The sequence below is a fragment of the Streptomyces cavernicola genome (assembly GCF_029968035.1).
Lineage (GTDB): Bacteria > Actinomycetota > Actinomycetes > Streptomycetales > Streptomycetaceae > Streptomyces > Streptomyces cavernicola.
In genome coordinates this window covers 146,938-163,872 of the sequence record NZ_JASCIQ010000002.1, presented here as the reverse complement: position 1 = coordinate 163,872, position 16,935 = coordinate 146,938, and the positions used below count along the sequence as shown (strand labels likewise).

General features: G+C 71.8%; 14 protein-coding genes. 4 read left to right on the top strand and 10 right to left on the bottom strand.

Annotation, left to right across the window (positions count from 1 at the left end; all coding sequences use genetic code 11):
- Positions 1-38 precede the first annotated feature (38 nt).
- Entirely contained in the window at positions 39-1,844 is a 1,806-nt protein-coding gene (locus QIS96_RS02550) for an SDR family oxidoreductase (protein WP_282540848.1), read from the bottom strand.
- Between the two features lie 122 nt (positions 1,845-1,966).
- Positions 1,967-2,815 (bottom strand): M24 family metallopeptidase, encoded by an 849-nt coding sequence (locus QIS96_RS02545; RefSeq protein ID WP_282540654.1) that lies wholly within the window; start codon positions 2,813-2,815, stop codon positions 1,967-1,969.
- Positions 2,816-3,061: 246 nt separating this feature from the next.
- Between QIS96_RS02545 and QIS96_RS02540 the strand changes: the two genes are divergently transcribed.
- From QIS96_RS02540 to QIS96_RS02525, 4 genes are read left to right on the top strand one after another with little or no spacing between them, the layout of a single operon-like run.
- Positions 3,062-4,087 carry an ABC transporter ATP-binding protein gene (locus QIS96_RS02540; protein WP_282540653.1) on the top strand — a complete coding sequence of 342 codons (1,026 nt, stop codon included), beginning with the start codon at positions 3,062-3,064 and terminating at the stop codon, positions 4,085-4,087.
- On the top strand, positions 4,074-4,979 hold the full coding sequence (locus QIS96_RS02535; RefSeq protein WP_282540652.1) for an ABC transporter permease subunit: 906 nt from the start codon (positions 4,074-4,076) through the stop codon (positions 4,977-4,979). The genes QIS96_RS02540 and QIS96_RS02535 overlap by 14 nt, the downstream gene beginning before the upstream one ends.
- Entirely contained in the window at positions 4,976-5,887 is a 912-nt protein-coding gene (locus QIS96_RS02530; RefSeq protein WP_282540651.1) for an ABC transporter ATP-binding protein, read from the top strand. The genes QIS96_RS02535 and QIS96_RS02530 overlap by 4 nt, the downstream gene beginning before the upstream one ends.
- A gap of 14 nt (positions 5,888-5,901) precedes the next feature.
- The gene (locus tag QIS96_RS02525) at positions 5,902-6,621 is read left to right on the top strand and encodes an ABC transporter permease (RefSeq protein ID WP_282540650.1); all 720 of its coding nucleotides are present in this window, start codon (positions 5,902-5,904) and stop codon (positions 6,619-6,621) included.
- Positions 6,622-6,725: 104 nt separating this feature from the next.
- Here the strand turns inward: QIS96_RS02525 and QIS96_RS02520 are convergent, their stop codons facing one another.
- From QIS96_RS02520 to QIS96_RS02485, 8 genes are all read right to left on the bottom strand, one after another.
- The gene (locus QIS96_RS02520; RefSeq protein ID WP_282540847.1) at positions 6,726-7,961 is read right to left on the bottom strand and encodes a CynX/NimT family MFS transporter; all 1,236 of its coding nucleotides are present in this window, start codon (positions 7,959-7,961) and stop codon (positions 6,726-6,728) included.
- Positions 7,962-8,113: 152 nt separating this feature from the next.
- Positions 8,114-8,788 carry a FadR/GntR family transcriptional regulator gene (locus QIS96_RS02515; protein WP_282540649.1) on the bottom strand — a complete coding sequence of 225 codons (675 nt, stop codon included), beginning with the start codon at positions 8,786-8,788 and terminating at the stop codon, positions 8,114-8,116.
- A gap of 532 nt (positions 8,789-9,320) precedes the next feature.
- Positions 9,321-9,680 (bottom strand): DUF488 domain-containing protein, encoded by a 360-nt coding sequence (locus QIS96_RS02510; protein WP_282540648.1) that lies wholly within the window; start codon positions 9,678-9,680, stop codon positions 9,321-9,323.
- 44 nt (positions 9,681-9,724) lie between these two features.
- Positions 9,725-10,612: an HAD family hydrolase gene (locus QIS96_RS02505; protein WP_282540846.1), complete on the bottom strand. Its 888-nt coding sequence runs from the start codon at positions 10,610-10,612 to the stop codon at positions 9,725-9,727.
- 68 nt (positions 10,613-10,680) lie between these two features.
- The gene (gene serS / locus QIS96_RS02500; RefSeq protein ID WP_282540647.1) at positions 10,681-11,958 is read right to left on the bottom strand and encodes a serine--tRNA ligase; all 1,278 of its coding nucleotides are present in this window, start codon (positions 11,956-11,958) and stop codon (positions 10,681-10,683) included.
- 605 nt (positions 11,959-12,563) lie between these two features.
- Entirely contained in the window at positions 12,564-13,499 is a 936-nt protein-coding gene (gene pheA, locus QIS96_RS02495; protein ID WP_282540646.1) for a prephenate dehydratase, read from the bottom strand.
- A gap of 67 nt (positions 13,500-13,566) precedes the next feature.
- A complete protein-coding gene (gene efeB, locus QIS96_RS02490; protein WP_282540645.1) occupies positions 13,567-14,871 on the bottom strand; it encodes an iron uptake transporter deferrochelatase/peroxidase subunit in 1,305 nt (434 codons plus the stop codon).
- Positions 14,872-14,875: 4 nt separating this feature from the next.
- Positions 14,876-16,921: a copper resistance CopC/CopD family protein gene (locus QIS96_RS02485; protein ID WP_282540644.1), complete on the bottom strand. Its 2,046-nt coding sequence runs from the start codon at positions 16,919-16,921 to the stop codon at positions 14,876-14,878.
- Positions 16,922-16,935 lie beyond the last annotated feature (14 nt).

The following is a 16,935-nucleotide window of genomic DNA, read 5'->3' as shown; positions in this document are numbered from 1 at the left end:
GGCTGCAGGGGCCGACAGTCCACCTGACGCGCGACCGGCTACAGCGGCGGCTCCATCCTGGCCAGCCTCCGCAGCGCCTTCGGGGCGAAGCGGGACAGGGCGTGGGCGCCGCGCGCCTCCGGTGTCACCGGGACGACCGCCCGATTCCTGACCACCGCGTCGAGCACCGCGCCGGCGACCTTCTCCGGCGGGTAGTTCCGCAGCCCGTACAGGCGCGAGCTGCGCTGCTGGCGGCGCTTCTCCTCCTCCGCGTCCACCCCCGCGAACCGCGCCGTGGCCGTGATGTTGGTGTTGACCAGGCCGGGGCAGATCGCCGAAACGCCGATGCCCTGCCCGGCCAGCTCGGCGCGCAGACACTCGCTGAGCATCAGCACCGCGGCCTTCGACGTGCTGTACGCCGGCAGCGCCTTGGACGGCTGGAAGGCCGCGGCCGAAGCCGTGTTGACGATGTGACCGCCCTGGCCGCGGTCGGCCATCTGCTTGCCGAAGATCCGGCAGCCGTGGATGACGCCCCACAGGTTGACGTCGAGGACCTTCTTCCAGTCGTCCACCGTCGTGTCGAAGAACGAGCCGGACAGGCCGATCCCGGCGTTGTTCACCAGGACGTCCACCACGCCGTACTCCCTGGCGACCTTCTCGGCGAGCTTCTCCATGGCCTGCTCGTCCGAGACGTCCACCGTCTCGCCCCAGGCGGCCGGGGCACCGACGAGGGCCGCCAGCTCGGCCGTGCGCGCCACGCCCTCCGCGTCCCGGTCCACCGCGACGACGCGGGCGCCCGCCTCCGCGAACGCGAAGGCCGTGGCGCGGCCGATGCCGCTGGCCGCGCCGGTGACCAGGACCAGCTGGCCGGCGAAGCGGTCCGCGTACCTGCCCGTGGGCGCCGCGCTGCGGGTGGCGGCGGCGGCTTCCTGCGCGGCCGCGCACCCGAGGTCCTGGAGTCCCTCGTTGGCGGTCACGAAGTCCGTTACCCAGGCAGCCAGTTGGTCGGGCCGGGTGCGCGGCACCCAGTGCTTGGCCGGCAGCGTACGACGCGTCAACTGGGGGACCCACAGCTCCAGTTCGTCGTAGAGCCGCGGGGAGAGGAAAGCGTCGCCGAGCGGGGTGATCAGCTGCACCGGCGCGTGCGCGTACGCGTCCGCGCGGGGCCTGCTCAGCCGGGCGCGGACGTTGTCGCGGTACAGCCAGGCGCCGGTGGCCGCGTCCGAGGGCAGCGACGAGGTCGGGTACCCGTCCGCCGGGACGCCCTCGAAGCGCTGCAGCAGCTTCGGCCAGCGGGCGCCGAGCGGACCGCGCCAGGCCATCTCGGGCAGGGCCGGGGTGTGCAGCATGTACACGTACCAGGACTTGGCGCCCTGGCCGAGGAGTTGGCCGACCCGGCGCGGGGTCGGGCGGACCATGCGCTTCTTGATCCAGTGGCCGAAGTGGTCGAGGGACGGGCCCGACATGGAGGTGAAGGAGGCGATCCGCCCCTCCGTGCGCTTGACCGTCACGAACTCCCAGGACTGCACCGAGCCCCAGTCGTGCCCGACCACGTGCACCGGGCGGTCCGGGCTGACCGCGTCGGCCACCGCCAGGAAGTCGTCCGTCAGCTTCTCCAGGGTGAAGCCGCCGCGCAGCGGCACCGGCGCCGTCGACCTGCCGTGGCCCCGGATGTCGTACAGGACCACGTGGAAGCGGTCCGCGAGGCGCGTCGCCACCTCGGACCACACTTCCTTGGAGTCCGGGTACCCGTGCACGAGCAGGACCGTCGGCTGCGCCGCGTCGCCCAGCTCGGCGACGCAGAGCTCCACCCCGCCCGTACGGACCCAGCGCTCGCGCGCGTCCTTCAACAGTCCACCGCTCATTCGGACTTCGCCCTTTCGATCCCGCTCGCCCTTGCGCCGCTCGCCCTTGTGCGGCTCGTCCGGCTGCTCGCCCTGTCCCTTGCCGCCCGCGCGGCCCTGACCGCTCCGCTCGCCCCGCGCGCTCACAGTGCCTTCGCCTCCGCCCAGCGCCGCACATGCGGAAGGTCGTCGTCCAGCCAGAACGCGCTCTCCTGCGGGTCCTTGGAGTCCGTGACGACCAGGATCTCCTCGAACTTCGCGCCCGTGCCCCGGAAGCCGAGGTGCGGCTCGACCGCCCACAGACCGGGCTGCGGCGGATGGTCGGAGAACTTGTACGGACTCCACAGCGGGGACCAGCCGTCCCGGTGGCCGTGCACCGCGTCGCTCGCCAGGCCCTTGAGCGCCTGCGTGCCGAACCCGAAGACGTTCGGCGAGAAGCGGCTCTGCTTCACCCGGTCGACCTTGTGCGCGATCACGCCGAAGGGGTAGGCGCGGTGGCGGTTCGCGTACCCCTGGCGGTTCATGAGCTGCTCCACGTCCTCGTAGATCTCGCGCAGCGAACGGCGCTCGCGGACCTCGCGCAGGATCAGCTCGCGGTGCTCCTCCAGGTCCGCCATCAGCCGTTCCTGCACCCGGTTCGGGCCGAGGCTGCCCGAGTACCCGATGTCCGCCGTGAAGCCCTTGTGCACCGGGGCCATGTCGAGGATGAAGGGCATCCCCGGCTCCAGCTTCCGGTTGGTCGGGAAGAACTGCAGCGGGATCTTGAACCCGGCGAACGCCGTGCGGTCCCCGAACCAGGCGAAGGGCAGGTGGAACCAGTCACGCACCCCGCGCTCGCGCAGCCACTCCCGCTGCATCCGCGCCGCCTCGCGCTCCGTCACACCCGGTTCGAGCCGCGCCGCGACCGCCTCCGCGCAGGCATAGCTGAGGGCCTGCACTTCCCTGAACCCCCGCAGCTCGGCCGCGAGTTCAGTGTCCACCGCTGAGGTCATGCCACCGTCCGTCCCGTGAGGTCCCGCCGAATCCCGCCTTGCTGCGCTACGCGTCCGTAACGTGACACTGATGAATGTGACAATGCCTGACGGCTACGTCAAGGGGTGTGCGGCGGCCCTGTGGATAACTCCCTCGGGGGGTACCTGAGCGCTACGACCCCTACGGGTCCGTACGCCTGGAGTCGCACACGGAAGCAGTCGTCTGGGGTGACGACCGCTGTGGTGCACGCCACTACCGTCGAGAACGTGACTGTGATCGCGACCGAAAGCCTCAGCAAGCGGTTCCCCCGGGTGACCGCGCTCGACCGGCTCTCCGTGGACATCGGCCCGGGTGTGACCGGGCTCGTGGGGGCCAACGGAGCCGGCAAGTCCACCCTGATCAAGATCCTGCTCGGCCTCTCCCCCGCCACCGAGGGCCGCGCCCAGGTGCTCGGACTCGACGTGGCGACGCACGGCGGCGACATCCGCGAGCGCGTCGGGTACATGCCGGAGCACGACTGCCTGCCGCCCGACGTGTCCGCCACCGAGTTCGTGGTGCACATGGCCCGGATGTCCGGCCTGCCGCCCACCGCGGCCCGCGAGCGCACCGCCGACACCCTGCGCCACGTGGGCCTCTACGAGGAGCGCTACCGGCCGATCGGCGGCTACTCGACCGGCATGAAGCAGCGCGTGAAACTGGCCCAAGCCCTGGTCCACGACCCGCAGTTGGTGTTCCTGGACGAGCCGACCAACGGCCTCGACCCGGTCGGCAGGGACGAGATGCTCGGCCTGATCCGCCGCGTCCACACCGACTTCGGCATCTCGGTGCTCGTCACCTCGCACCTGCTCGGCGAGCTGGAGCGCACCTGCGACCACGTCGTCGTCATCGACGGCGGAGCGCTGCTCCGCTCCAGCTCCACCAGCGACTTCACCCAGACCATGGCGACGCTCGCCGTCGAGGTCACCGACACGGACGAGCACCCTGACGGCACCGCCGTGCTGCGCGCCCGCCTCCAGGAGCGCGGAATCACGCTCCACGCGCGCGTGGAGGACGGTCTGCCCGGCGCAGGACACGTACTCCTCCTGGAGGCGGCCGGCGAGGAGACGTACGACGTGGTGCGCGACACCGTCGCCGAACTCGGCCTCGGCCTGGTCCGGATGGAACAGCGCAGGCACCACATCGCCGAGGTGTTCCGCACCGACGAGCAGCAGCAACCCGTGCCCCGACAGGCCCAGAACCAGGCCCTGTTGAAGACGGCGGCAGAGCGAGGAGACGGCCGTGACGGCAGCTGAGACGCGGCGCCCGGACGGGGCGCAGACCCGGATCCACAACATCGGGTACCGGTCGTACGACGGCCCCCGGCTCGGCCGCGCCTACGCCCGCCGCAGCCTCTACTCGCAGTCCCTGCGCGGCGCGTACGGTCTCGGCCGCAGCGCCAAGTCCAAGGTGCTGCCGGTGATCCTGTTCGCCGTGATGTGCGTGCCGGCGGCGATCGTCGTGGCCGTCGCCGTACAGACCAAGATGACGGACCTGCCGCTCGACTACACGCGGTACGCCATCACCACGCAGGCCGTCATCGGCCTCTTCCTCGCCGCGCAGGCCCCGCAGTCGGTCTCCCGGGACCTGCGTTTCCGGACGGTGCCGCTGTACTTCTCCCGCCCGATCGAGCGCGGCGACTACGTGGCGGCGAAGTTCGCGGCGATGGCCTCGGCCCTGTTCGTGCTCACCGCCTCGCCGCTGATCGTGCTCTACCTGGGCTCCCTGCTCGCCAAGATGGACTTCGCGGACCAGACCAAGGGGTTCGCACAGGGGTTGGTCTCCGTGGCGCTCCTCTCGCTGCTCTTCGCCGGACTCGGCCTGGTCGTGGCCGCGTTGACGCCCCGGCGCGGCTTCGGCGTCGCCGCCGTCATCGCCGTCCTGACCATCTCGTACGGGGCGGTCTCCACCGTGCAGGCCATCGCCGACGTGCAGGGCTCGACGGGCGCGGTCCCGTGGCTCGGCCTGTTCTCGCCGATCACCCTGATCGACGGCGTGCAGACCGCGTTCCTCGGGGCGACCTCCGCGTTCCCCGGCGGCCACGGACCCGGTACAGGTACCGGCGCTGTCTATCTCCTGGTCGTCCTCGCGCTGATCGCGGGCTCGTACGCAGCCCTGATGCGCCGCTACCGAAAGGTCGGGCTGTGACCACGATCCACATCAGCCATGCTTCCCGCTGGTTCGGGAACGTCGTCGCGGTCAACGACATCACCATGAGCATCGGCCCCGGCGTGACCGGCCTGCTCGGTCCCAACGGCGCCGGAAAGTCCACGCTCATCAACATGATGGGCGGCTTCCTCGCCCCCTCCACGGGCACGGTCACGCTCGACGACCGCCCGATCTGGCGCAACGAGGAGATCTACCAGGAGATCGGCATCGTCCCCGAGAGGGAAGCGATGTACGACTTCCTCACGGGCCGCGAATTCGTCGTCGCCAACGCCGAGTTGCACGGCCTCGGCAAGAAGGCGGCCCAAAGGGCCCTCGCCACGGTCGAGATGGAGTACGCGCAGGACCGCAAGATCTCCACGTACTCCAAGGGCATGCGCCAGCGCGTGAAAATGGCCTCCGCTCTTGTGCACGATCCGGCGGTGCTGCTGCTCGACGAGCCCTTCAACGGCATGGACCCGCGCCAGCGCATGCACCTCATGGACCTGCTGCGGCGCATGGGCGCGGACGGCCGGACGGTCCTGTTCTCCTCGCACATCCTGGAGGAGGTCGAGCAACTCGCCTCCCACATCGAGGTGATCGTCGCGGGCCGGCACGCCGCGAGCGGCGACTTCCGGCGCATCCGCCGCCTGATGACGGACCGCCCGCACCGCTACTTGGTGCGCTCCGACGACGACCGGGCGCTTGCCGCCGCGCTGATCGCCGACCCGTCCACGGCGGGCATCGAAGTCGACCGCGCGGAGGGCGCGTTGTTGATCCAGGCGGTCGACTTCGGCCGGTTCACCCAGCTCCTGCCGCGCGTCGCCAAGGAGCACGGCATCCGCCTCCTCACGGTCTCGCCCTCGGACGAGTCCCTGGAGTCGGTCTTCTCGTACCTCGTCGCGGCCTGAAGGGAGCCCCCGACATGTATGACCCCACCGTCGCCCGGCTCACCTACCGGGCGCTGCTCGGCCGCCGCCGTGCTCTCATCCTTTTCTCACTTCCGGTCCTGCTGATCGTCATCGCCTCTCTGGTACGTGGGTTCACCGGAGTCGACGACCAGGTCGCCGCGGACGTCCTCGGCGGCTTCGCGCTCGCCACGATGGTCCCGCTGATCGGCGTGATCGCGGGCACCGGCGCCATCGGCCCGGAGATCGACGACGGCTCGGTCGTCTATCTCCTCTCCAAGCCGATCAAGCGCCCCACGATCATCGTCACCAAGCTGATCGTCGCCATCGCCGTGACCATGGCGTTCTCGGCGATTCCCACGTTCGTCGCCGGGCTGATCCTCAACGGCAACGGCCAGCAGGTGGCGATCGCGTACACCGTCGCGGCCCTCGTCGCCTCCATCGCGTACGCGGCGCTGTTCCTGCTGCTCGGCACGGTCAGCAAGCACGCCGTGGTCTTCGGCCTGGTCTACGCCCTGGTCTGGGAGACGCTGTTCGGCTCCCTGGTCGAGGGCGCGCGGACGCTGAGCGTGCAGCAGTGGTCCCTCGCGGTGGCGGAACGCGTCGCGCGCGGCGACCTGGTCAGCTCCGACGTCGGACTGCCGCTCGCCGTGGCCCTGTTGACCGGCGTGACGGTCCTCGCGACCTGGTACGCGGGCCAGAAGCTGCGCACACTGACGCTGGCCGGGGAGGAGTAACTCCCTGTGCAGTGCGGGTTTTCGGGCCCGCGCCACCACCCGTACAGGAACGCGAAAACGGCCACCACGCGCGCGTAGTGGCCGTTTTCGTCGTATGGACGGGCTCAGACCGTACGGTCCCGGGCGGCGAGCAGTCCGACGACGAGGGCCGCCGCGCAGACCCCGAGGACGAGGCAGATCGGCACGGTCCAGCTGCCCGTCGCCTGGTACACGGCGCCGACCGCCAACGGGCCCGCGGCGGCGAGGAGATAGCCCACCGTCTGCGCCATCCCGGAGAGCCGGGCTGCGGCCATCGCATCGCCCGAGCGCAGCACGATCAGCGTCAGGGCTAGCCCCACCGCACCGCCCTGCCCGATGCCGAGGACCGCCGACCACAGCCAGGCGCCCGACACCGGCGCGACCATCAGACCCGCGTACCCGGCCGCGACCAACGCCGTCACCAGGGCGACCAGCGGCCGCTGGCTGCGCATCCGGCCGGCGAGCAGCGGAACGCCGAACGCGCCCGCGACCTGGATCAGGTTGTTGAACGCGAAGATCACGCCGGCCGTGGCGCGGCTCATCCCGTGGTCCGTGAAGATCGTCGGCATCCAGGCGATCAGGACGTACGACCAGAGCGACTGCAGGCCCATGAAGAGCGTGACCTGCCAGGCCAGCGAAGAGCGCCACACGCTGCGCGCCGGCCGTCCCGCCGGGGCGGCCTTCCGGACCTCGTGACCGGTGCGGCCGCGAGCGATGAGCACCTGGGGCAGCCAGGCCACGGCCGCGACCGCGGCGAGCAGCGACCAGAACGCGAGCGAGGCCTCCCAGCTGTCGCCGAAGGCCTTCTCCAGCGGCACGGAGGCCGCCGCGACGACGGTGGCGCCGGCGATCATCGCGCCGGTGTAGACGGACGTCATGGACGCGGCGCGGTCCGGGAAGTCCCGCTTGATCAGGCCCGGCATCAACACGTTGAGCAGGGCTATCGCGGTGCCGACGAGGACGCCGCCGCCGTACAGGGCGCCCACGGACGGCAGGACCCGTACGAGGATGCCGATTCCGAGCAGCAACAGGGCGCAGAACAGCACCAGTTCAGTGCCGAAGCGCCGGGCGAGCCAGGGCGCCACGAGCGCGCCGACGCCGAGGAAGAGCACCGGCACCGAGGTCACGAGGCTGCTCGCCGTGGAGGAGAGCCCGAACGCCTCGCTGATCTCGCCGACCAGCGGCGAGACGCTGGCGAGCGCGGCCCGCATGTTGAGCGAGGCGAGCACGATCCCGACGAGCAGCACCACGGGATGCGCCAGCAACTCCCGCCGCGCGGCGCGCCCTTGGGGAGAGGGGCGGACGTCGGCCTCGGCGTCCAGAAGGAACTTTTCTGCGTCGGCGGGCGCGGTGCCGGTCGGCGCGGTGTCGGCCGGTGCTGTGTCGGGGCGTGACAAAAGAGGGCACCTTTCTCGGGCGTACGGCTGTACGGGCCCGTACGTGTGCGGGGTCAGGGGATGTGCGCGGGGCGGGGTCAGCGCACGCCGAGCTGCCGGAGTGCGTCGATGGGCACCTTCAGGAGTGCGCGCACGGCGGCGTCGGCCGCGACCGGGTCGCCGGCCTCGACGGCGTCGACGAGGGCCTCGTGCGCGGAGATGTCGACGGGCGGCATGTCCCGGTCGCCGAGCGCGTGCACGAGCACCTCGTGCACCTGCACCGAGAAGAAGCGGTAGACCTCGATGAACGCGGTGTTGTGCGTGGCCTCGACGACGGCCAGGTGGAAGGCCATGTCCGCGTCCGCGTTCCGGTCCCCCTCCTCGTGCAGCGTGTCGAGGGCGGCGCGCAGCCGCAGCAGGTCGTGGGTGTCCCGGCGCTCGGCGGCCAGCCTGGCGGCCTCGGCCTCCAGGGCGACGCGGACCTCGGTGACCTCCAGGGCGCCCGCGTGGCGCATGCCGCGCAGTACGGCGGAGGGGTCGGCGGCGGACCGTACGAACGTGCCGTTGCCCTGCCGGGACTCGAGCAGGCCCGCGTGCACCAGGACGCGGACGGCCTCGCGGACCGTGTTGCGGCCGACGCCGAGCTGCTCGGCGAGGGTGTGCTCGGTCGGGATGCGGTCGCCGACGGCCCACTCGCCTTCGGTGAGCTGCGTACGGAGCTGGTCGACGACCGTGTCCACCAGTGACTGTCGGCCCGCGGCCTGCAGCGCCATGCGCGTTCCTCTCGGTTTGCCCTGTTGCCCAGTCATCCTACAACTGCCTCGCGCTACGTCCCTGTGCGCTTCCCCACCCCGCCCCTCCCTGGACTCCGTTCGTCGGGGCTGCGAGGCCTGTCCCCACCGAGGCTCCCGTCCCGGGACCCTGCCCGGGGCTGTCGCCCCGGATCCCGGCCGTCGTTCGGCTGCCGCGCCGTCGTGGCCGGTCGCGCAGTTCCCCGCGCCCCTATCGGGGCACTCTCGGCGCCGGCCTGCACAATCCGGCCCCTGCGGAGCCGAGCGCTGGGAGGGGCCAAGCTGGTCCCCCGACGGGGGCTGGGGCCAGGCCCCGGGACGGGTCCGGGCGGAGCCTTGAAGCGGGCTCCGGTGGAGGTGAGTCACGGGCGGAGGCGGCAGCCTCGGCCAACCAGGATCCAAGGGCGGCAGCCCTGGAAACGACGCACGGGAACGCAGCCCACGGAGCCGTCCGCCAGGCCCCTGGAGAAGGGGCGGGAAGGGGCGGAAAGGGCAGGGAGGGGAGGAAGAACCCCTACCTCAACCGCTCCGCCAGCACCGAAACATGGCTCCGCTCAAGCTCCTTGACCGCGGACAGCAGCGTGACCGGCCCCTTCGCCGCCAGCGCCCGCACCTCGTCGAGCGCCGCCCGCTGCGCCTCCCCGTCGAGCTCCGCCTCGTACCGCTCGCGGAACTCGTCGAAGGAGCCCTCGGAGCCGTGGAACCAGCGGCGCAGCTCCGTCGACGGGGTGAGGTCCTTGGGCCAGAGGTCGATCCGTGCGTCCGCCTTGCTCAGGCCGCGTGGCCAGAGGCGGTCGACGAGGACGCGCGTACCGTCCTCGGCCTCGGGGGTCTCGTAGACCCGGCGGAGACGGACGGTACGCGCAGCGGTCATGATCCAGGTCCTCCGAACTTCGGAACTACCGCGTGACTTCGGAACTACCGCGTGGGTGTTCCCCGGTCGGCGAGCAGCCGCTCCAGGACCAGCGCGATGCCGTCGTCCTCGTTGGACGCGGTCACCTCGTCGGCGACGGCCTTGAGCTCGTCGTGGGCGTTGGCCATGGCCACGCTGTGCGCGGCCCAGCCGAACATCGGGATGTCGTTGGGCATGTCGCCGAAGGCGATCGTGTCCTTGGCCTTCGCGCCCAGGCGGCGCGCGGCGAGCGAGAGGCCGGTCGCCTTGGAGAGCCCGAGCGGCAGGAGTTCGACTATCCCCGGGCCTGCCATGGTCACGCCCACCAGGTCACCGGAGACCCGCCGGGCCGTCGCGGCGAGCGCGTCGTCGGAGAGGTCGGGGTGCTGGATGTACAGCTTGTTCAGCGGGGCCGCCCAGATCTCCGCCGGATCCGCGATCGGCTGCACCGAGAGCGGGCCTTCCTGCACGCGGTAGCCGGGGCCGACGAGCACCTTGCCGTCCACCCCGTCCTGGCTCGCGGCCAGGGCGAGCGGCCCGATCTCGGCCTCCAGCTTGGCCAGGGCGAGCCCGGCCAGCTGGCGGTCCAGGGTCACCGAGGTGAGCAGCCGGTGCTCGCCCGCGTGGTAGACCTGCGCGCCCTGGCCGCACACCGCGAGGCCCTCGTACCCGAGGTCGTCGAGGATGTGCCGGGTCCAGGGCACGGCCCGGCCGGTGACCACGATGTGCGCGGCGCCGAGACCGCAGGCGGCTTCGAGCGCGGCGCGCGTACGCGGCGAGATCGTCTCGTCGGACCGCAGCAGCGTGCCGTCGAGATCGGTCGCGATCAGCTTGTACGGGAACGCGCCCGGCGCGGCCGGAGCCGCGAGCGCGTCCCGCTGGGCGGCGGCCTGAACGGCGGCGCCCGCCTTCATCTGGCCGACCGTGACGACGCGCGCGGCGTCGCCGTCCCCCGCAGTGGTCTCCGGACCGGGAAGTGAGCTCACTTGGCGACCGGCTCCAGTACCTCGCGCCCGCCGAGGTAGGGGCGCAGCACCTCGGGCACGCGCACCGAGCCGTCGGCCAGCTGGTGGTTCTCCAGGATCGCCACGATCGTGCGCGGCACGGCGCACAGCGTGCCGTTCAGCGTCGCCAGCGGCTTGACCTTCTTGTCCTCCCGCATGCGGATGGACAGGCGGCGCGACTGGAACTCGGTGCAGTCGGACGTCGAGGTCAGCTCGCGGTACTTGCCCTGCGTCGGGATCCAGGCCTCGCAGTCGTACTTGCGGGCGGCCGAGGAGCCGAGGTCGCCGGTGGCGACGTCGATGACGCGGAACGGCAGCTCAAGCGAGGCCAGCCACTCCTTCTCCCACTCCAGAAGCCGCTTGTGCTCGTTCTCGGAGTCGGCCGGGTCGACGTACGAGAACATCTCGACCTTGTCGAACTGGTGGACCCGGAAGATGCCGCGGGTGTCCTTGCCGTGCGAGCCGGCCTCGCGGCGGAAGCAGGGCGAGAACCCGGCGTAGCGCAGCGGCAGCTTGTCCGCCTCGATGATCTCGTCCATGTGGTACGCCGCGAGCGGCACCTCGGACGTGCCGACCAGGTAGAGGTCGTCCTTGTCCAGGTGGTAGACGTCGGCGGCGGCCTGGCCGAGGAAGCCCGTGCCGGCCATGGACTGCGGGCGGACCAGGGCCGGGGTCAGCATCGGCGTGAAGCCGGCGGCCGTGGCCTGCGCCAACGCGGCGTTCACCAGGGCGAGTTCGAGCAGCGCGCCGACGCCGGTGAGGAAGTAGAAGCGCGAACCGGAGACCTTGGCGCCGCGCTCGACGTCGATCGCGCCGAGGAGCGTGCCGAGCTCCAGGTGGTCTTTGGGCTCGAAGCCCTCGGCGCCGAAGTCGCGGATCGTGCCGTGCGTCTCCAGCTCTACGAAGTCCTCTTCGCCGCCGACCGGGACGTCCGGGTGCACGAGGTTGCCGAGCTGGAGCAGGAGGCGGTCGGTCTCGGCCTTGGCCTCGTCCTGCTCGGCGTCGGCTGCCTTGACGTCGCTCTTCAGCTGCTCGGCGCGCTTGAGGAGCTCGGCCCGCTCTTCCGGCGTGGCCTTGGGGATGAGCTTGCCGAGCTGCTTCTGCTCGGCGCGCAGCTCGTCGAAGCGGACGCTGGAGGACCTGCGCCGCTCGTCGGCGGAGAGCAGAGAGTCGACGAGCGCGACGTCCTCTCCACGGGCGCGCTGAGAAGCGCGGACACGGTCGGGGTCCTCACGGAGCAGGCGAAGGTCAATCACGCGCTCCAGGCTACCGGTGCGCGCTCGGGGTCCTCGACCCGTATTCCCGCTGCGCCTTCGCGAGGGCCGGCGGAAGGTCGCCGGACGGTCAGCGGAAGGCCGGCGGAGGGTCAAGGGAAAACCCCTCGCATCCCCGGATGGAGGCAGCTCGCTCGTCGCGGCTTGACCGTAACTCCTTGTGGAGAGCGGCACTTGAGCTGCGCTTGTCCACAGGTATGGGTCCCGGAGGAGAGTTATCCACAGGCTGTGCGAAAGGTCTGTGGATATCGGAAACGATCATTCTCGAAGTGCAAAGCGGACCGAAGAATTCCTGGCACAAACCCCTCGCGCGCTCACTTTCGAGTGGAAAAGGCTCGCCCTAAAGGATTGATGAAAGGAATTGAGTGGACGAGAGGGGGCGTGCGGGCCTGTGGAGGGAGATGGGGCGACAAGGGTGATTTGTCGACGAAGTCGGGGGTTGGTGTCGACTTGTCCCCAGGTCGAGAAGACAACCTGTGGATAACCCTGTGGACAGAGAAAATCCGCAGGTAGGACAAGGTGCCGAACCGCGCCCGAGGGGAGCGGCGGGCGTCGTGGGCCACGCCCGCCCGCGCCCGCAGGAGGGCTTACGCCCGGCCGTCCTGGACCCGCGCCAGCCAGTCCGCCGCCGACGTGAACTCCGCGTCCGTCGTGCCCGCGCGCAGCGCCCGCACTTCGTCGGGCGTCACGCCGGCCCGCGGGTACGAGCCGAGGAACCGCACCTTCGGCGAGATCCGCTTCAGCCCCATCAGAGCCTCGCCGACCCGGCGCTCCGCGATGTGCCCCTCGGCGTCCACGCAGAAGCAGTAGTTGCCGATGCCCGCGCCCGTAGGCCGGGACTGGATCAACATCAGGTTGACCCCGCGCACCGCGAACTCCTGCAGGAACTCGAGCAGCGCACCCGGGTGGTCGTCGTCGAGCCAGATGACGACGGAGGTCTTGTCGGCGCCGGTCGGTGCCGCGGGCCGGGCGGGGCGGCCGACGAGCACGAAGCGGGTCTCGGCGTTCTCCGCGTCGTGGATCTCGGTGACCAGCGCCTCGAGGCCGTACGTCGCAGCCGCGAACTCGCCCGCGAACGCGGCGTCGAAGCGGCCCTCCTGCACGAGGCGCGCACCGTCCGCGTTCGAGGCCGCGGACTCCCAATGGGCCTCCGGAAGGTGCGCCGAGAGCCAGTTGCGGACCTGCGGCTGGGCGACCGGGTGGCCGGTGACCGTCTTGACGTCGGACAGCTTCGTGCCGGGGCGGACCAGGAGCGCGAACGCGATCGGGAGCAGCACCTCGCGGTAGATCATCAGCGGTTCGCCGGTGGCGAGCTCGTCGAGCGTCGCGGTGACGCCGCCCTCCACCGAGTTCTCGATCGGCACGAGCGCGGCCGCGGCCTGGCCGCCGCGCACGGCGTCGAGCGCCGCGGGCACGGACACCATGGGCACGAGCTCCCGGGTGGCCGCTTCGGGCAGAGTGCGCAGGGCGGCTTCGGTGAAGGTGCCCTCGGGTCCGAGATAGGTGTAGCGGGTGGCCGACATACCGTCACCTTAATGCGCTGTACGGGGCCGCGGCGCCGCCGAACCCGAGACCTGCCCCGGGAGCCGCTCAGGACTCCAGGAGCCGCTGCCCCACATATTCACCGGAACGTGCGCCTCCGGGTACCGCGAAGAGGCCGCTCGACTCGTGCCGGATGAACGCCGAGAGCGCGTCGCCCCGGTCGAGCTTGCGCTGCACCGGCACGAAGCCGCGCATCGGGTCGGCCTGCCAGCAGATGAAGAGCAGGCCCGCGTCCGGCACGCCGTCCTCGTCGTACCCGTCGTGGAAGGAGAACGGCCTGCGCAGCATCGCGGCCCCGCCGTTCTGGTCCGGCCGGGAGATGCGCGCGTGCGCGTCCGCGGGGATGACCGGCTTGCCCTCGGCGTCGAACGCGTCCAGCTTCGGCTCGGTCGTCTCGGAGCCCCCGGTCAGCGGGGCGCCGTCGGACTTCCTGCGCCCGATGACCTTCTCCTGGGCGGTCTGCGAGAGCTTCTCCCAGTCGTCGAGGAGCATCCGGATCCGGCGTACGACCGCGTAGGAGCCGCCGGCCATCCAGGCGGGGTCGGACGAGCCGTCGGCGGCGTTCGCGGGCACGAAGATCCGCTTCCGGAAGTCCGGCTCGGACTCCTTCGGGTTGTTGGTGCCGTCGACCTGGCCCATCAGATTGCGGGTCGTCATGGGCTGCTCGGTCGCGCCGGGCGTGCGGTTGAAGCCGTTCATCTGCCAGCGCACCCGGGCCGCGTCGCCCGCGTCCCGCTGCAGGGTGCGCAGCGCGTCGAAGGCGACGAGCGCGTCGTCGGCGCCGATCTGCACCCACAGGTCGCCCTCGCTGCGCTTGGCGTCAAGCCGGTCGGAGGAGAACGCGGGCAGCGGGTCGAGCGCGAACGGCCGCTGCTTCTCCAGACCTGTACGGCCGAAGAAGCTGCGGCCGAAGCCGACCGTGACGGTGAGCGAGGACGGCCCGGCGTCGAGCGTGATGGTGGAGTCGCCCGCCGGGCGCCCCGCCATCAGCCTGCGGGCCGTCGCCGACCAGCGGCGAAGGAGCGCGGCGGCCTCCTTGCGGCCCGCGCCGGGGGCCAGGTCGAAGGCGACGAGATGGCCGCGGGCCTGCATCGGCGTGGTGATGCCCGGCTGGTGCTCGCCGCCGAACGGCACCTCGGTCCGCCCCACCGAGGCGAGCCCCGCACCGGGCTCGGGCTGCGCCGCCGCGTGCCCGGCCACGCCGCCGACCGCGCCGAGCGCGAGCCCGCCGGCCCCCGCCGCCCCCACCGTCCCGAGCAGCCGCCGCCGGGACAGCTCGGCGGCGGGGCCTGCGGTGTCGTCCCGCTCCCCGGTCGTACGGGACGGGTTCTCCGCGCGGTCGTCAACAGTCATGGGGTCAGCCGATCTTCACGTTCTTGTTCACGGTCACTTGGTCGATGTCCGAGGTGCGCACGGTCACCGAGAGCTGCCAGTCGCCCGGCATCGGGACCTGCAGGCCCGCCGAGCTCCAGTGGCCGGCGGCGATCCGGTCCGGCTCGACCGGCAGCGGCCCGATGTCCTTGGCCTTCAGGGTCAGCGCGACCTTGAGCTCCGGTACGTCGAAGGCCTCGCCGTTCGGGCGCTCGGCCCAGACGTGCAGGGTGTTGGAGCCGGTACGGCCCGGGTCGAGGTCGATGCGGACGGTGCCCTTGCCGTCCTCGCCGCCGGTGTCGAAGGGGAGCTCGATCTTCACGGGGCGGTTCGGCATCGCGCTGCCGGAGGCCGCGTTCGCCCGGTCGACCTGCTCCTGGGTCCGGCCCGGCTCGGTGGCGGTCAGGGCCGTGGTGACGGCGAGCAGGACGACGGCGACGGCCGCCTCCGCGAGCACCGAGCGCCTGAGGCCCGCGCGGTCCGGGTCGGCGTCCCTGATCCGCTTCTCGCGCGCCGTGTCCATGGCGGCGCGCTGGCGGGCGAGTTGGGCGGCGCGCTCGGGGTCGGCGGCGCTGTCGCCCTCGGCCTTCGCGTCCCCGTCGACCTCGGGTGCGGGGTCTGCCTTCGCGCTTCCGGCCGCCGACGCCCGTACGGCCACCGGCTCGTCCTCCCGCGCGGCCCGCTGCTCGACGACGTGCGCCTCGACCACGTCAGCCTCGACCACATCCGCCTCGGCGACGTCCGCATCCGCGACGTCCGCCTCAGCCTCCGACGCCTCGCGCGTGATCCGTGCCGTCCAGCGCCGCGAGATCGACGCGATCCCGACGAGCAGCACCACGAGCCCGACCTTCACGAGCAGCAACTGCCCGTACGCCGTGGACACCAGGGCGTTCCACGAGCCGACCTGCCGCCACGACTGGTAGAGCCCCGTCGCCACCAGGACCAGTACGGAGCCGAACGCGACCCGGGAGAAGCGCCGCACCGCGCTCCGCTCGACCGGCCGGTCCGCCGGGGCACGGTAGAGCGCGACGAGCAGCGCCGTGAGCCCGCCGAGCCAGCCGGCCACGGCCAGCAGATGCACCACGTCGACGGGCATGGCCAGAGCCGTCTGGATGCCGGTCGAGGCGTGCTCGGCCAGCGCCCACGTCGAGGCGAGACCTGCCGCGACGACCCCGCCGCCCACCGCGAGCCCGAACGTCAGGTCCCGCTTCTCGGCCGGGTCCTCGCGCTTCGCGTACGCCCCGAAGAGCACCACGACGAACAGCGCGGCCGCGCCGAGCAGCAGCAGCCGGGAGATCAGCGCCGCCCCGGTCTTCGTCGCGAGCACCGCGCCGAGCCCGCCGAGGTCGAGCACGTCCGCCAGCTGCCCCGAGTCGGTGTACGGCCCGCGCAGCAGCAACAGCGCCACCGTGCCCCCGGCCAGGCCGACCCAGCTGTACGCGACGAGCCGCTGCAGCGCCCGTACGCCCACGCCGCCTGGCCAGCAGGCGAGGAGGAAGGCGGCGGCGCCGACGAGCAGGGTGAAACCGGCGTACGACACATAGCGGGCGATGCCGTAGAGCACGCCCACGGCGCCGCCGCCGGCCGCCTGCTCGGGCAGCGCCACGCTCGTCTCGGACGGGGCGCCGATGGAGAAGCTGAAGGCGCCGGAGACCGGGTGGCTGTCCGCGGAGACCGCCTTCCAGGCGACCGTGAAGGTGCCCTCGGGCAGCCCGGAGTGCAGCGGCACGCCGTACTTGACGACGCTTCCGCTGCACAGGTCCTGAAGTTCGCCGGTGTCGACCCGCTTGCCCTTCGGGTCGAGCACCCGGATCGAGTCGTCCGACATGGCGACCTGCTCGGAGAACTGCAGGGTCACCTGTTCCGGGGCCTGCCGCACCACCGCGCCCTGCTTCGGGTCGCTGCCGGTCAGCGCGGCGTGCGCGGACGCGGGGGAGGCGCCGGCGAGCAGTGCGCCGACGGTGGCCGCGAGCAGCAGCACGAGGTGCAGCAGCGGACCGGTGCGGCCGAGGCGGGGAGCGGTGGGCAGCATCAACTCGTCATCCC

Coding starts and splice junctions, on each gene's coding strand:
- QIS96_RS02550 (WP_282540848.1), bottom strand. CDS start 1,844: ATGAGCGGTGGACTGTTGAAGGACGCGCGCGAGCGCTGGGTCCGTACG.
- QIS96_RS02545 (WP_282540654.1), bottom strand. CDS start 2,815: ATGACCTCAGCGGTGGACACTGAACTCGCGGCCGAGCTGCGGGGGTTC.
- QIS96_RS02525 (WP_282540650.1), top strand. CDS start 5,902: ATGTATGACCCCACCGTCGCCCGGCTCACCTACCGGGCGCTGCTCGGC.
- QIS96_RS02515 (WP_282540649.1), bottom strand. CDS start 8,788: ATGGCGCTGCAGGCCGCGGGCCGACAGTCACTGGTGGACACGGTCGTC.
- QIS96_RS02510 (WP_282540648.1), bottom strand. CDS start 9,680: ATGACCGCTGCGCGTACCGTCCGTCTCCGCCGGGTCTACGAGACCCCC.
- QIS96_RS02505 (WP_282540846.1), bottom strand. CDS start 10,612: ATGAAGGCGGGCGCCGCCGTTCAGGCCGCCGCCCAGCGGGACGCGCTC.
- pheA (WP_282540646.1), bottom strand. CDS start 13,499: ATGTCGGCCACCCGCTACACCTATCTCGGACCCGAGGGCACCTTCACC.
- efeB (WP_282540645.1), bottom strand. CDS start 14,871: ATGACTGTTGACGACCGCGCGGAGAACCCGTCCCGTACGACCGGGGAG.
- QIS96_RS02485 (WP_282540644.1), bottom strand. CDS start 16,921: ATGCTGCCCACCGCTCCCCGCCTCGGCCGCACCGGTCCGCTGCTGCAC.